The sequence below is a fragment of the Burkholderia sp. BE17 genome, from assembly GCF_009362305.1.
Taxonomy (GTDB): Bacteria; Pseudomonadota; Gammaproteobacteria; order Burkholderiales; family Burkholderiaceae; genus Burkholderia; species Burkholderia pyrrocinia_C.
The window spans coordinates 84,812-99,105 of record NZ_WHNU01000033.1 but is presented as its reverse complement, the minus strand read 5'-3'; the positions used below and the strand labels follow the sequence as shown (position 1 = coordinate 99,105).

The following is a 14,294-nucleotide window of genomic DNA, read 5'->3' as shown; positions in this document are numbered from 1 at the left end:
TGTGTTGTACGCGATCCGGCGGAAAAAGCGAGGGCGGCACGGCGCCGCTTCAACGAAACTCGGCGTACAGCGCGCCGAGGTCGAGATGTTCGGCGAACGTGTCGGCCAGCCGCTCCAGCGATGCCTCGCGCAGCGCCGGATAGTCGATGCGTTCCGCGCCGTCGAGCCCGGCCCACGCGAGCAGCGCCGCGCACGCGTCGGGCGCGTCGAACAGCCCGTGCACGTAGGTCGCGAGAATCTGGTTGTCAGCCGAAACCGCGCCGTCCGGGCGCGCGCCGCCCTGCGCGGCGTCGGCTGCCAGCGTCAACGCGGGCGCGGCGAGCGCGGGCCCGCGCGTGTCTCCCATGTGGATCTCGTAGCCGCGCACGGCGGCCCCGCCCGGCAGCGCGAGATGCCCCGTCACGTTCTTCAGCGTCTTGTCGGGCTGCAGCGTCGTGTCGAAATCGAGCAGCCCGAGCCCCGGCGCGCTGCCGGGTGCGCCTTCGAGGCCGAGCGGATCGTCCAGCGTGCGGCCGAGCATCTGCATCCCGCCGCAGATGCCGATCACCTTGCCGCCGTAACGCAGGTGACGACGGATCATCGCGTCCCAACCCGCGTCGCGCAGCCATGCGAGATCGCGCTGCACGCTCTTCGAACCGGGCAGGATCAGCAGGTCGGCATCCGGCACCGGGCCGCTCTTCCAGTATGTGAACTCGACCTGCGGATGCGCGCGCAGCGGATCGAAATCGGTATGGTTGCTGATGCGCGGCAGCGCGGGCACGACGACGCGCAGCACGCCGGCGTCGCCGCGTGCGGCGGCGCTGCGCGCCTGCGCGGGCAGCATGTCCTCCGCATCGAGCAGCAGCCCGTGCAGGTACGGCAGCACGCCGAATACCGGCTTGCCGGTCTGCGCGCGCAGCCAGTCGAGCCCCGGTTCGAGCAGTTTGATGTCGCCGCGGAAGCGGTTGATCACGAAGCCGCGCACACGCGCACGCTCGCTGTCCGACAGGCACGCGAGCGTGCCGACCAGGTGCGCGAACACGCCGCCGCGGTCGATGTCGGCGACGAGCACCACCGGGCAGTCGACGCGTTCGGCAAAGCCCATGTTCGCGATGTCGCCGTCGCGCAGGTTGATCTCGGCCGGGCTGCCGGCGCCCTCGACGATCACCGTGTCGTAACCGGCGCGCAGGCGCGCATACGACTCGAGCACCGCGTCGAACGCGACCGGCTTGTAGTCGTGATATGCCCGCGCGTCGAGGTTCAACCGCGCCTTGCCGTGAATGATCACCTGCGCGCCGCGGTCGCTCGTCGGCTTCAGCAGCACGGGGTTGAAATCCGTATGCGGCGCGACGCCCGCGGCCAGCGCCTGCAGCGCCTGCGCGCGGCCGATCTCGCCGCCGTCGGCCGTCACCGCGCTGTTGAGCGCCATGTTCTGCGGCTTGAACGGCGCAACGCGCGCGCCGGCACGGCGCGCCAGGCGGCACAGGCCCGCGACGAGCGTGCTCTTGCCCGCGTCGGACGTCGTGCCCTGGATCATCAGCGTGCCGCGCGGCCGCGGTTCGGGTGCATTCATCGTGTTAAAGGTCGTCGCGAAGCAAAGGCCGCATTATCGCCCGCGCCGGTACGCCCGCGCCGTTACAATCACGCGATGATTCCGCACGACCTCACCTTCGTCCTCGGCGGCGCGCGCTCGGGCAAGAGCGCGCATGCCGAGCAGCTCGCGGCCGACAGCGGCCGCCCCGTCACCTACATCGCGACCGCGACCGCCGCCGATGCCGAATTCGCGCAGCGCATCGCGCATCATCGCGCGCGCCGGCCGGCCGAATGGGGCTTCGCCGATGCGCCCGTCGACCTCGCCGGCACGCTCGCGCGGCTCGACGATCCGCATGCGTGCCTGCTGGTCGACTGCCTGACGCTGTGGCTCACGAACCTGCTGTGCCCGGCCGACGGCGAACCGCTCGACGATGCGCAGTACGCGACGCAGGTCGAGCGGCTCGAACACGCATTGCGCGGCGCGCGCGCGAAGGTGATCGTCGTCAGCAACGAGATCGGGCTCGGCGTCGTGCCGCTCGGGTCGGTCACGCGCCGCTACGTCGACGAACTCGGGCGCCTGAACCAGCGCGTCGCCGCGCTCGCGACGCGCGTGACGCTGCTCGTCGCCGGCCTGCCGCTCGACCTCAAGACGGGAGCGCCGTCATGCTGATGCTGTCGCTGCCCGTCGTCGCGATGCTCGCGGTCGCGGCCGCGATCGTCGACCGCGCGATCGGCGAACCCGCCGGCTGGCATCCGCTCGTCGCGTTCGGCCGGCTCGCCGCGCGCATCGAAGGCGCTCTGAATACGGGCCGGCGCGGCCGCGCGGCCGGTGTCGCCGCGTGGGCCGCGGCCGTCGTGCCGCCGGTGGCCGTCGCCGCATGGCTCGTGGCCGTGCTGCCGTGGCCGCTCGCGGCCGCGCTGCACGTCGCGCTGCTGTGGTTCGCGCTCGGCGCGAAAAGCCTCGCCGACCATGTCGCGCCGATCGCCGCGGCGCTGCTGCGGCGCGACCTCGACGCCGCGCGTAAGCTGACCGCGCGCATCGTGTCGCGCGACACGAGCGACGCCGACGAAGGCGCGTTGTCGCGCGCGGCCGTCGAATCGGCGCTCGAGAACGGCAACGACGCGATCTTCGGCGCATTGTTCTGGTTCGTCGTCGCGGGCGGCCCCGGCGCGCTGCTGTTTCGGCTCGCGAACACGCTCGACGCGATGTGGGGCTACCGCACGCCGCGCTTCCTGACCTTCGGCTGGGCCGCCGCGCGCCTCGACGATGCGCTGAACTGGATTCCCGCGCGCCTCACGGCCGCGAGCTACGCGCTGCTCGGCGACACGGCGGCCGCATGGCGCTGCTGGCGCACGCAGGCGCGCCACTGGGACAGCCCGAACGCGGGCCCGGTGATGGCCGCGGGCGCGGGCAGCCTGAACGTGCAGCTCGGCGGCCCGGCCGTCTATCACGGCGAAATCGAGGATCGTCCGGCGCTCGGCACCGGCGCAACGGCGACCGCCGTCCACGTCGTCGCCGCGCTGTCGCTCGTCACACGCACGCTCGCACTGTGGCTCGCGCTGCTGGTCGCGGGCGGCGCACTCGTCATGGCCACCCATCATGTCTGACACACGCATCGCGCACGGCGGCAACCTGCATGAAGCCGCACGCCGCCACGGCATTCCGTACGACGCGTGGCTCGACCTGTCGACCGGCATCAATCCGGTCGGCTATCCGGTGCCGCCCGTCCCGGCCGACGCGTGGCGCCGGCTGCCCGACGACGGCGACGGCCTCGCGGCCTGCGCCGCGCAGTACTACCGCGCGCCCGATCCCGCGCACGTGCTGCCGGTCGCAGGCAGCCAGGCCGCGATCCGCGCATTGCCTGCGTTGCTGCCGACCGGCGACGCCGGCGTCGCGTCGCTCGCGTACGGCGAATACGCGCCCGCGTTCGCGCGTCACGGCCATCGCGTCGTTCCGCTCGACATCGCCACGGATACGCTGCCGGCGACGCTGCGCCACGTCATCGTCGGGAATCCGAACAACCCGACCGCAGAATTCGTGCCGGCCGAGCGCCTGCTCCGCTGGCATGCGCAGTTGTCGGCCCGCGGCGGCACGCTGATCGTCGACGAGGCGTTCGCCGATACGGGCGCGACGCAATCGCTCGCGCCGCAGGTTAATCGGCCGGGGCTCGTCGTGCTGCGCTCGGTCGGCAAATTCTTCGGTCTCGCCGGTATCCGAGCGGGCTTCGTGCTCGCATGCCCCGAACGGATCGTCGCGCTGCGCGACATGCTCGGCGCATGGACGGTCGGCGGCCCCGCGCGTCACGCGGTCGCGGCGGCGTTCGCCGATCGCGCATGGCAGGCCGCCGCGCGTGAACGACTCGCGGCCGACGGCGAGCGGCTGGCCGCACTGCTGCGCACGCACGGTTTCGCGGTTCGCGCGACACAGCTCTTCAGCTGGACCGACGATCCGCGCGCCGCGGCGCTGCACGCGGCGCTCGCGGCACGCGGGATCTGGACGCGATACTTCGCGAAGCCGTCGAGCGTGCGCATCGGCCTGCCGTGCAGCGAAGCAGAGTGGCAGCGCCTCGATGATGCGCTCGCGCACTGCGTGCCGACGCTGCAACAGGAATCCGCATGAACCCGCGCATGTTCCGCCGGCTGGCGCCGGCCGCGACGCTGACCGCGCTCGCTCATGCACCGCTCGTCCATGCCGATGTCGCGGCACGCGACGACGCCGGCAATACGGTTACGCTGCCTGCGCCCGCGCAGCGCGTGATCAGCCTCGCGCCGCACGCGACCGAGCTGGTCTACGCGGCCGGCGGTGGCACGAAGCTCGTCGGCACCGTCACGTACAGCGACTATCCGCACGCCGCGCAAGCGGTGCCGCGCGTCGGCGACAACAAGGCGCTCGACCTCGAACGAATCGCCGCGCTGAAGCCGGACCTGATCGTCGTCTGGCGGCACGGCAACGCCGAACGGCAGACCGACGCGCTGCGCGCGCTGCATATCCCGCTGTTCTTCAGTGAACCGAAACATCTCGACGATGTGTCGTCGTCGCTGCGCCGGCTCGGCGCGCTGCTCGGCACGCAGCCGGCAGCCGATGCGGCCGCGGCGTCCTTTGCGCACGACATCGCGACGCTGCGTGCACGTTACGCCGCGCGGCCGCCCGTCACGATGTTCTTCCAGGTCTGGGACCGCCCGCTGACGACGCTCAACGGCGCGCACCTGATCAACGACGTGATCGCGCTGTGCGGCGGCCGCAACGTGTTCGCGTCGCTCAAGCCGCTCGCACCAAGCGTCACCGACGAGGCCGTGCTCGCCGCGAATCCGGAAGCGATCGTGACGACGAGCGCCGGCGCAACACGCTCGGACGATCCGCTGCCGAGCCTTGCACGTTGGCACGCGTGGCCCGCGCTGACGGCCGTGGCGCGCAACAACCTGTTCGCGATCGACGGCGATCTGCTGACGCGGCCGTCGCCGCGGATCGCGCAAGGCGCGGCCGCGCTGTGCGAGGATCTCGATGCCGCGCGTGCGCGCCGGCCGGCGCGCTGATTTCCGCTGACTTGCGCGTTGGCCGCGCACCTGCCTCTGCTGCGTCCGGTGCTTGAGATGGTTTGACCGCGCGTCGTGTCGTTCACATGCAGACGCGAGCGAGCCTATTCATCCCAGTGCACGACTTCCCATGTTCGCGCCGCGTCATCCGCACGCAGCCAGACGATACCGCCTGTCGGCACCGGCCGCGACAGCAACGTATCGAGCGGCACACGCAACACATGCGATGCGAACGCGCGGATCACGCCCGCATGCGTGACCGCCCATTGCGGCCGATCGGCCTGCATCACCGCATCGGCCCGCCGTGCAACCCGCGCGGCGAACCGCGCGACGCTTTCGCCGCCATGCGCGCATGCATGCATCAGGTCGGCCGCCCACGCATCGAGCGCCGCACGGTCGATATCGTCCCAGCGCCGCATTTCCCACGCGCCGAAATCCATCTCCTGCCAGCCGGCATCGCGTTGCAGCGGCACATCGAATGCCTGCGCGAGCCGTTCGGCGATCGACGCGCATCGCGTCAGCGGGCTCGTCCAGATCTGTTCGGGCCGCGGCGCGCCGAGAGCCGACAGATGCGCGTGCACGGCATGCGCACCGGCGTCGGCCGGCGCGGCGAGCGGCACGTCGCTGTGTCCGTAACACATGCCCGGCTCGACGCCGACGGCCGGATGGCGGATCAGGACGAGGTCCATCCGAGCACCACGAGATAGATCGCCAGTTCGCTCAATTGCTGCGCGAAGCCGAGGCAGTCACCCGTATAACCGCCGATCCGTTTCACGAAATAGCGGGCCGCCCACGCGCGCACGAGCACGAGCGCGGCGCCCGCGGCGACGCCGATGCGCCAGTCCGGCCAGAACAGCCACGGCAACCCGAATACCGCCGCGACGCACGCCGCGCGTGCGCCCATCCGTTGCGCGACCGGCTTCGCCTTGCCTTCGGGCCGCACATAGTCGAGCGACATCAGCAGGCTGACGGCCGCCGCGCGGCTCGCCGCATGCGCGGCGATCATCGTCCACGCGGCGCGCAGCGGCGGCATGGCCGCGAGCGCCTGCCATTTCAGGCCGAGCGCGATCACGAGCGCGACCGCGCCGAACGTGCCGATCCGCGAGTCGTGCATGATGCGCAGCACGTCGTCGCGCGTATAGCCGCCGCCGAATGCATCGCAGCTGTCGGCGAGGCCGTCCTCGTGGAATGCGCCGGTCGCGAGCAGCGTCGCGGCCATCGACAGCCCGACCGCGATCGACGCGGGCAGCACGCGCAGCGCGGCGAGATAGACGAGCGCACCCCACGCGCCGACGCATGCGCCGACGAGCGGGAAATAGCGCGCGGCCTGGTCGAGATCGCCGGCCGCGTAGCCGATCGCGCGCGGCACGGGCACGCGCGTGAAATAACCGAGCGCGACGAAGAAGTAGCGCAGTTCGGCATGCACGCCGCGTGCGCGATCAGGCGTCACGATTGTCGACGCCGGCAGACTCGAAGCTCGCCATCTCGCTCAGGAACGCGGCTGCCGCGCGCACGAGCGGCAGCGCGAGCGCCGCACCCGTGCCTTCGCCGAGCCGCAGGTCGAGCGCGAGCAGCGGCTTCGCGCCGAAATGCTCGAGCATGCGCCGGTGCCCGGCCTCGTGCGACATATGCGAGAACACGCAGTAGTCGCGCACGCCGGGCGCGATACGCTCGGCGACGAGCAGCGCGGCCGTCGCGATGAAGCCGTCGACGAGGATCGTCATCCGCTCGCTCGCGGCCGCGAGATACGCGCCCGTCATCATCGCGATCTCGAAGCCGCCGAATGTCGCGAGCACGTCGAGCGGCGCGATCGCGTGCGAGTGCTTGACGAGCGCGCGGCCGAGCACCGCGCGCTTGTGCGTGAGGCCCTGGTCGTCGAGGCCCGTGCCGCGCCCGACGCACGCGTCGATCGGCACGTCGAGCAGGCGACTCATCAGGCACGCGGCCGACGACGTGTTCGCGATCCCCATCTCGCCGAAGCCGATCACGTTCGTGCCGAGCGACGCGTGCAGGCGCACGCGCGCCGCACCGGCCGCGAGCGCCGTCATCGCCTCGTCGTGCGTCATCGCCGGCTCCGCCGCGAAGTTGCGCGTGCCGCGCGCGACCGGCAGCGACACCAGCCGGTCGGACAGCGGCAGCGGCGACGCAACGCCCGCATCGACGATCTCGAGCGTGCTCTGCGCGACGCCCGAGAACGCGTTGATCGCCGCGCCGCCGGCCAGGAAGTTCGCAACCATCTGCGCGGTCACCGCTTGCGGATAAGGACTCACGCCCTCGGCCGCGATCCCGTGGTCGCCGGCGAACACGATCGTCACGGGGCGCTGCACGACCGGCCTCTCGGTGCGCTGGATCAGGCCGATCTGCAGCGCGAGCGCCTCGAGCTGGCCGAGGCTGCCGGGCGGCTTGGTCTTGTGGTCGATCACATGCTGCAGGCGCTTGCGCAGCGCCTCGTCGAGCGGCGCAATCGCGGGCGGGAAGTGGGTCGGAGTCGTCATCGGGAAGCCGTGTCGTTGGCGCGGCCTGCGCCGCGCATCGGAAAGGAAAAGGTCATTGTCGCTCGGGCCACGCAGGCAGCAGTGCGTCGCGGCCGTTCTCGCGGATCAGCACGAGCGGATAGCCGAACGCATCGCTCGCACGCTCGGGCGTCAGCACGTCGTGCACGGGGCCGGCCCACGCATGGCCGCGGCCGTCGAGCAACAGCGCATGCGTCGCGAAACGCCGCGCGAGATTAAGGTCGTGGCACGAGAACAGCACCGTGCGCGGGCCTGCGTCGAGCCATGCGGCCAGCGCGCTCAGGCAGTCGATCTGGTGATGCAGGTCGAGATGCGCGAGCGGCTCGTCAAGCAGCATCAGCGGCGCATCCTGGCACAGCGTCGCGGCCAGCGCGACCCGCTGCCGCTCACCGCCCGACAGCGACAGCACGTCGCGCGACGCGAGCGCGGTCAGGTCGAACGTCGCGAGCGCGTCGCGCGCGGCCGCGCGGTCGCCATCGCGCTCCCAGCCCCAGCCGCCGAGATACGGAAAACGGTTGAGCAGCACCGTGTCGAACACGGTCGCGCTGAATGCATCGTGCAGTTGCTGCGGCATCAGTGCGCGGCGCTGCGCGAGCTGCGCGGGCGGCCACGCGGCGAGCGGCCGGCCGTCGATCTCGACCCGGCCGCCGGCCGGCGCGTGCAGCCCCGCGAGCGTCGCGAGCAGCGTCGTCTTGCCCGCGCCGTTCGGCCCCGCGACGCACCAGATTTCGCCGGGGCGGAAGGCCTGCGTGAAGCCGTCGAGCAGCGTGCGCGCGCCGGCCTTCAGCGTCAGGTCGACGGTCGTGCAGGCCATGTCGTTGCCGGAGGCGGCAGCGTGCTGCGCAGTGCCTGTCATCGCATCGGCCTCCTCAGCAACATCCACAGGAACACCGGCACGCCGATCAACGCGGTCATCACGCCGACCGGCAGTTGCGCGGGCGCGATCGCGGTGCGCGCGAGCAGGTCCGCCGCCATCACGCCGCCGCCGCCCGCGAGCATCGCGGCCGGCAGCAGCATGCGCTGGTCGTTGCCGAACGCGAGCCGCAGCGCATGCGGCACGACGAGGCCGACGAAACCGATCGTGCCGGCCGTCGTTACCGCAGCTGCCGCGGCCAGCGACGCGACGAGATAGATTCGCACGCGCAGGCGCGCGACGGGCACGCCGAGCGCGAGCGCGGTCGCGTCGCCGCGCAGCAGCACGTTCAATTGCGGCGCGGCCGGCAGCGCGACGCACGCGGCCAATAGCAGTGCGCCCCACGCGAACCACGGCGCCGTCACGCCGTTCAGGTCGCCCGTCAGCCAGAAGATGATCCCGCGCAACCGCGCATCGGGCGCGAGCGACAGCAGCAGCGTGACGAGCGCGCCCCACCCTGCCGCGATCACGACACCGGTGAGCAAGAGCCGCGGCGACGCGTCGCGCGCATCGCCGCGCCACAGCTCGCGGCGCGCGAGACCGAGCACGAGCGCAACCGACACGAGCGCGCCGGCGAACGCCGACGCATCGACGAGCCACCACGCACCGCCCGCGATCATCGCGACGAGCGCGAATCCGGCCGCGCCGCCGGACACGCCGAGCACGTACGGTTCCGCGAGCGGGTTGCGCAGCAGCACCTGCAGCAGCGCACCGGCAAGCGCGAGCAGCGCACCGCACGCGAAACCCGCAAGCGCGCGCGGCAGGCGCAGCGTGCGGACGATGTCGGCGAACAGCGCGTCGCCGCCGTGCGGCACGAGCGACGCGAGCGCCTGCCACGGCGACATCGGCACGCTGCCGATCGACAGCGATGCGACGAACAGCAACGCGACCACGGCGGCCAGCGCGGCCCAGATCGCGGCGGCGCGCGCGGCGCTCATGCCGCGCACGGCCCCGCGCACGACGCGCAGCGCATCCGCTTACTGCTGCTGCCAGCCGAGCGTGACATAGGCGCCGCGCTTCGGCGTGTTGTAGGCATATGCAAGCTCGTAGTCCTTGTCGAGCAGGTTGTCGATGCGCGCACTGACGTACCACGACTTCGTGATGTTGTAGCGCGCGGAAAGGTTGACGATCCCGTAGCCGCCGAGCCGCCCGCCGCCCGAATCGTTGCGCGCGCCGCTCACGAGCCATTCGCCGCCGGCGCGCCACGCGCCGAACGCGCGGTTCACGGCCATCGACGCGAAACGCCGCGCGCGGCGGTCGAGATCCTGATTCTGCGTTTCGTCGACCGGGTTCTGCAACGTGGCGGCAACCCGTACGTCGGTCGCGCCGACATGCCCCTGCCACGACCCTTCGAGCCCCTGCACCTTCGCGCGGCCGACGTTCTGCGCAATATAGTAGAAACCGCTCCCGTCGGGCCGATAGTTGATCAGGTTCGCGTAGCGCGTCTGGAACGCGGTGAGCCGCATCACGCCCACTGCATCGGACGCATACTGCAGCGCGGCTTCGATCGAATGGCTACGCTCCGGCTGGATCGACGGGTTGCCGGCCATCGGGTAATAGAGGTCGTTGAAGCTCGGCGCGCGGAACGCGTCCGAATAACTCGCGGTCACCTTCCAGCGATCGGTCAGTTCGAGGCCGTAGCCGAGATAGTAGGAATTGGCGCCGCCGAAGTCCGAGTACTGGTCGCGGCGCAGGTTCGCCTGGAACTGCTGGCGGCCGACGCGCCCCGAATAACCGATCCAGCCGGAATTCACATGACGCTGCGGCGCGGCATACGCATTCGACATGAACTGCTGGTCGAGCCGCTCGTAGCCGGCCTGGATCAGGTGCCCGGGCGCGATCCGGAAATCGTTCTGCCACGTGTACTGGCGGTTGTCGGTATTGAAGTGATCGGTATAGACGCCGTTCAGCGCCGACTGGCTACGATCGTTGCCGGTCGACACGCTCAGGCGAGCAGTCCACCAGTCGGTCAGCTTGCCGTTCGCGAACGCACGCACCTGCTGCACGCGCGAATAGAGGTTGTTCAGATCGGTCGGCACGCCCCACGCGTTGTCGTAGCTGTTGTTGCCGTTCGACTGGAAATAGCTGATGCCCGCATCCCAGCGGTCGTTGAAGCGATGGCGCAGCGCCGCGGTGATGCTCTCGTTCAGGTAGCCGTTCGCGTTCGGGTTCGCGTTCGGCTTCTTCGCCGGGTCGAGCGCGGAAAAACCGTTGTCCTTGTCGCGCGCGATCGACACGCTGAACGTCGTTTTCCCGTCGCTGTCGAGCCGGCCCGCTACGCCGGCCTGCTGCGTCTGCGTGCCGTAGCTGCCGACGCCGACCGCGAAGTTGAAGCGCGGCGGATGATTGCCGCCATCCTTCGTGAACACCTGCACGACGCCGCCGATCGCGCCCGAGCCGTACAGCGACGACACGTTGCCGTTCGCGATCTCGACGCGCTCGATCTGGTCAAGCGGCAACTGGCTCAATTGCGCGGCGCCGAGACTCGCGGAATCGACCCGCACGCCGTCGATCAGCACGAGCGACTGCGTCGACTCCGCGCCGCGCAGAAACATCGTCGCGCTCGCGCCGGGGCCGCCGTTGCGCACGATCTGCGCGCCGGGTGCTAACGCGAGCAGCGTCGGCAGGTCGGCGCCCGGGTGCGTGGCAATATCCTGCGCGTCGAATACGGTGGTTTGCGGAATCGTGTCGGCGAGCGACTGCGGCGCGCGCTGCGCGGTGACGACGACCGGTTCGAGCATGGTCGCGGCGGCAGGCTGGGCCGCGGGTACGGCCGATGTTGCCGCCGGTACGGCGGACGCCGCGGAATCGGCATTCGCCGCGGTCTGCGCGGCGGCGGCAAGCGGCAGTCCGCAGAGCGCGCCGAGCGCCGTGCGGACGATTGGGGTCAGCATGAAGATAAATCCCGTGAAGCACTGCGCGCCCCGCTTCCCCGCAGGCCGCGCGTCACGAAGCCCATGCGGGCTCCCCGTCTCGGCCGGTATCCGGGCTGGCGGCATACCGGCTCGCCTTCCCGCGCGATGGCGCGCAGTGGCCCGCGCCCGCGTGCGAAACCTGCACGCGGAACGCGCCCGAGCCGGCCTGCGTCACTGGACGCGGCCGCTTACCGTTGCGGGGGCAGCGCAGGTTGGCGGCCTCCTGGCGGAGCCCGCGCCCTGCTTCCCGTTTAACCGCGCGTTCCACGCGCGAGCACCGAGGCGGCGCCAGTTTAGGAGCCGCTCGCGCGAGCGTCAAGGAAGCGTTCGGACACGCGCGGGACGCGCTTATTCGCGGCAAGAAGCGGGGGTGTTACGACTGGAAACGATACAGATGTCGGATTGCGCGTTATTCCGCGCTAAAATGCTGGGTCTTTAGAGGACGCAGCAAATGCTCAACGAACTCGAAACTTTATCTCAAAATATTGGCCGTCTGATTTCGCTGAACAAGCGCTATCACTCGGAACGGCTCGCGCTCGAGGAGCAGGTCGCGCAATTGCGCGCGGAAGCGGACACGGTCCGCGCGGAACTCGCGCAACTGCGCGACGAACGCAATGCGCTCGCAGCCGAGCGCGACACGCTGTCGGCGAAAATCGACGACGCGCAGGTGAAACTGAACGCGATTCTCGAAAAGCTGCCGCGCTCGAAAAGCGCGGAGCAAGCCGACAACCAGCTCGACCTGCTGGATGCGCAGGCGCGTGCGGATGGCGATGACGCGGCCAGCCACGGAGAACATGCATGAGCACCAAGCAGATCGAAGTCTCGATTCTCGGTCAGCCCTATCGGCTCGCCTGTTCGGCCGAGACCGAAGCGGCGCTGCTCGAGGCAGTCGCGCGCGTCGACGCCGAAATGTCGAAAATCCGCTCGAACAGCTCGGTACGCGGCACCGATCGCATCGCGGTGATGGCGGCACTGTCGCTCGCATCGGAATTGCTGCGGCTGCAAACGAGCGTGCGACACGGTGAAGCATTTCCGGCGGAGGAAATCCGTCGTACAATGCACCAGATGAACGAACAGCTCGGTGCGGTGCTCGCACAGCACGAGACGCAGTAACGTTTCAATCGATGCGTCGATTCTCCTTGATCTCGGCGATCAACGGTGGTCAAATTGGCGCATCGAAACACAGTTCAGTCAGCTTCCCTGCCTGGTTCGCCAAGGTCATATATTCCTTGAACCAATGCCATGTGCACGGTTGCGGAAATTTGTAGCACGGGCGCGCGCGTCACTCTGTCTGATGTACCCGAAGTGCTGCTAACTGCGACCAATTCTGAACCTCAGGTTCAGGATGCCGGCCTAGCGGCCAAGGCGGGGGCCTATCCAACGGCATCGGGCGAGTCCCGGTGCCGTTTTCTTTTTCAGGGTCTGTTTGCACGCGGAACGCGCATGCAAGCAGGCCATCATGCCTCCTGCTGCGTCGATCACGATCCATGCAATACTGGCTGATGAAGTCCGAACCGGACGAAGCAAGCATCGACGATCTCGCCAACGCACCGCAGCGCTCGCTGCCGTGGACCGGCGTGCGCAACTATCAGGCGCGCAATTTCATGCGCGACACGATGAAGATCGGCGACGGCGTGCTGTTCTATCACTCGAGTTGCCCCGAGCCGGGCATAGCAGGCCTCGCCGAAGTGTCGTCGACGCCCTACCCCGATCCCACTCAGTTCGATCCGAAAAGCACCTATTACGATCCGAAGTCGACGCAGGAAGCGCCGCGCTGGTTGCTCGTCGACGTGCGCTACGTGAAAAAGTCGCCGCTCGTGCCGCTCGCCGCACTGCGCGAACACGACGAGCTCGCCGACATGCGCGTGCTCGCACGCGGCAACCGGCTGTCGATCACGCCCGTCACGCGCGCCGAATGGCGGTTCATCACCGAAAAGCTGATGAAGTAGGCGCACGCAGTAGGCACACGCAGTAGGCGCGCGCGCCAAACGTCAAATCTGGTCAGCACGCGCTGCCGCCGCGGAACTCGCGGGTCTTTCGCGCAGCCTAAGCAACCGCTGTCGGCCAATCGGGCCGGCTGTTATTTTTTGTCGCGCGGCACGCCCGCATCGCGCACGCGTGATCCGCGTGCGCGCCCTCGCACAAGGAGTCCAACAATGACCAAGAAATCCGCACTCGCGCTGTCGCTCGCACTCGCCGCTGCCGTTCCCGTCGCGCTGACGCTCGCGTCGCCCGCCGCGCACGCGCAGACCGCGAACCCGCACTTTCCGGAACCGGCGGGCGTGCTGTCGCTTTCGTCGCAGGCCAGCGCCGACGTGCCGCAGGACATCATCCACATCACGCTGTTCTACGAGCAGCAGGCAAAGGATCCGGGCAGCCTCACGTCCGCGCTGAACCAGCGTGCCGATGCCGCGCTGTCGCAAGCGAAGGGCGTATCGGGCGTCACCGCGCACACGGGCGCATTCTCCGTGTATCCGAGCACCGATCGCGACGGGAAGATCTCCGCATGGCGCGGCCGTACCGAGGTCGCGCTCGAATCGCGCGATTTCGCCGCGGCGTCGAAGCTTGCAGGCCAGCTGTCGAACCTGATGCAGGTCGCGAACGTCGAGTTCTCGCTGTCGCCTGAAGCGCAGCGCACGGCCGAGCAGAAGCTCACGACCGAAGCGATCAAGTCGTTCCGCGCCCGCGCGGACGAAGCCGCGAAGGCGTTCGGCTACGGCAGCTACACGATCCGCGATGTCAACGTCGGCAGCGGCCGCAACGTGCAGCCGTACCCGCGCATGATGGCGATGGCCGCGGCGCCGATGGACAGCGCGAAGATGAGCGCGCCGATCGCGGTCGAAGGCGGCAAGGCCACCGTATCGGTCACCGTCAACGGCTCGGTGCAAATGAAGTAACGCGCAACGC

Annotated in this window: 15 protein-coding genes, 1 other RNA gene and 1 riboswitch; of the genes, 9 read left to right on the top strand and 7 right to left on the bottom strand. The window is 69.8% G+C overall.

What is annotated here, in order from left to right; genetic code table 11:
• Positions 1-49: 49 nt before the first annotated feature.
• Positions 50-1,552 carry a cobyric acid synthase gene (locus tag GD429_RS26310; RefSeq protein ID WP_152861229.1) on the bottom strand — a complete coding sequence of 501 codons (1,503 nt, stop codon included), beginning with the start codon at positions 1,550-1,552 and terminating at the stop codon, positions 50-52.
• A gap of 75 nt (positions 1,553-1,627) precedes the next feature.
• Between GD429_RS26310 and cobU the strand changes: the two genes are divergently transcribed.
• From cobU to GD429_RS26290, 4 genes are read left to right on the top strand one after another with little or no spacing between them, the layout of a single operon-like run.
• Positions 1,628-2,182 (top strand): bifunctional adenosylcobinamide kinase/adenosylcobinamide-phosphate guanylyltransferase, encoded by a 555-nt coding sequence (gene cobU / locus GD429_RS26305; protein ID WP_152861227.1) that lies wholly within the window; start codon positions 1,628-1,630, stop codon positions 2,180-2,182.
• Positions 2,176-3,120, top strand: coding sequence for an adenosylcobinamide-phosphate synthase CbiB (cbiB, locus tag GD429_RS26300; protein WP_152861225.1), 945 nt, complete (start codon positions 2,176-2,178; stop codon positions 3,118-3,120). The genes cobU and cbiB overlap by 7 nt, the downstream gene beginning before the upstream one ends.
• Positions 3,113-4,132 carry a threonine-phosphate decarboxylase CobD gene (gene cobD / locus GD429_RS26295; protein WP_152861223.1) on the top strand — a complete coding sequence of 340 codons (1,020 nt, stop codon included), beginning with the start codon at positions 3,113-3,115 and terminating at the stop codon, positions 4,130-4,132. The genes cbiB and cobD overlap by 8 nt, the downstream gene beginning before the upstream one ends.
• On the top strand, positions 4,129-5,046 hold the full coding sequence (locus GD429_RS26290) for a cobalamin-binding protein (RefSeq protein WP_152861221.1): 918 nt from the start codon (positions 4,129-4,131) through the stop codon (positions 5,044-5,046). The genes cobD and GD429_RS26290 overlap by 4 nt, the downstream gene beginning before the upstream one ends.
• A gap of 104 nt (positions 5,047-5,150) precedes the next feature.
• On the opposite strand, the gene cobC is transcribed toward GD429_RS26290, so the two are convergent.
• The 6 genes from cobC to GD429_RS26260 are packed head-to-tail and all read right to left on the bottom strand — an operon-like array spanning position 5,151 to position 11,366.
• Entirely contained in the window at positions 5,151-5,735 is a 585-nt protein-coding gene (gene cobC / locus GD429_RS26285) for an alpha-ribazole phosphatase (RefSeq protein WP_152861219.1), read from the bottom strand.
• Positions 5,720-6,496 (bottom strand): adenosylcobinamide-GDP ribazoletransferase, encoded by a 777-nt coding sequence (locus GD429_RS26280; RefSeq protein ID WP_258282893.1) that lies wholly within the window; start codon positions 6,494-6,496, stop codon positions 5,720-5,722. The genes cobC and GD429_RS26280 overlap by 16 nt, the downstream gene beginning before the upstream one ends.
• Positions 6,486-7,541 (bottom strand): nicotinate-nucleotide--dimethylbenzimidazole phosphoribosyltransferase, encoded by a 1,056-nt coding sequence (gene cobT / locus GD429_RS26275; RefSeq protein WP_152861215.1) that lies wholly within the window; start codon positions 7,539-7,541, stop codon positions 6,486-6,488. The genes GD429_RS26280 and cobT overlap by 11 nt, the downstream gene beginning before the upstream one ends.
• Positions 7,542-7,593: 52 nt before the next feature.
• Positions 7,594-8,415 (bottom strand): ABC transporter ATP-binding protein, encoded by an 822-nt coding sequence (locus GD429_RS26270; RefSeq protein ID WP_152861213.1) that lies wholly within the window; start codon positions 8,413-8,415, stop codon positions 7,594-7,596.
• Complete coding sequence (locus GD429_RS26265; protein WP_152861211.1) at positions 8,412-9,410, bottom strand: FecCD family ABC transporter permease; 999 nt, start codon at positions 9,408-9,410, stop codon at positions 8,412-8,414. The genes GD429_RS26270 and GD429_RS26265 overlap by 4 nt, the downstream gene beginning before the upstream one ends.
• A 39-nt stretch (positions 9,411-9,449) precedes the next feature.
• Positions 9,450-11,366 (bottom strand): TonB-dependent receptor domain-containing protein, encoded by a 1,917-nt coding sequence (locus GD429_RS26260; protein WP_152861209.1) that lies wholly within the window; start codon positions 11,364-11,366, stop codon positions 9,450-9,452.
• 63 nt (positions 11,367-11,429) lie between these two features.
• A riboswitch (cobalamin riboswitch) is annotated at positions 11,430-11,684 on the bottom strand.
• A gap of 154 nt (positions 11,685-11,838) precedes the next feature.
• On the opposite strand from GD429_RS26260, the gene GD429_RS26255 reads away from it, so the two are divergent.
• The 5 genes from GD429_RS26255 to GD429_RS26235 all read left to right on the top strand — a co-directional run bounded on the left by GD429_RS26255 (position 11,839) and on the right by GD429_RS26235 (position 14,284).
• The gene (locus GD429_RS26255) at positions 11,839-12,189 is read left to right on the top strand and encodes an ATPase (protein WP_027785155.1); all 351 of its coding nucleotides are present in this window, start codon (positions 11,839-11,841) and stop codon (positions 12,187-12,189) included.
• Positions 12,186-12,500, top strand: coding sequence for a cell division protein ZapA (locus GD429_RS26250; RefSeq protein ID WP_006478091.1), 315 nt, complete (start codon positions 12,186-12,188; stop codon positions 12,498-12,500). The genes GD429_RS26255 and GD429_RS26250 overlap by 4 nt, the downstream gene beginning before the upstream one ends.
• 81 nt (positions 12,501-12,581) lie before the next feature.
• Positions 12,582-12,763: non-coding RNA, 6S RNA (ssrS, locus tag GD429_RS26245), on the top strand.
• 111 nt (positions 12,764-12,874) lie between these two features.
• A complete protein-coding gene (locus GD429_RS26240; protein WP_152861207.1) occupies positions 12,875-13,336 on the top strand; it encodes an EVE domain-containing protein in 462 nt (153 codons plus the stop codon).
• 207 nt (positions 13,337-13,543) lie between these two features.
• A complete protein-coding gene (locus tag GD429_RS26235; protein ID WP_152861205.1) occupies positions 13,544-14,284 on the top strand; it encodes an SIMPL domain-containing protein in 741 nt (246 codons plus the stop codon).
• The last annotated feature ends 10 nt before the right edge of the window (positions 14,285-14,294 follow it).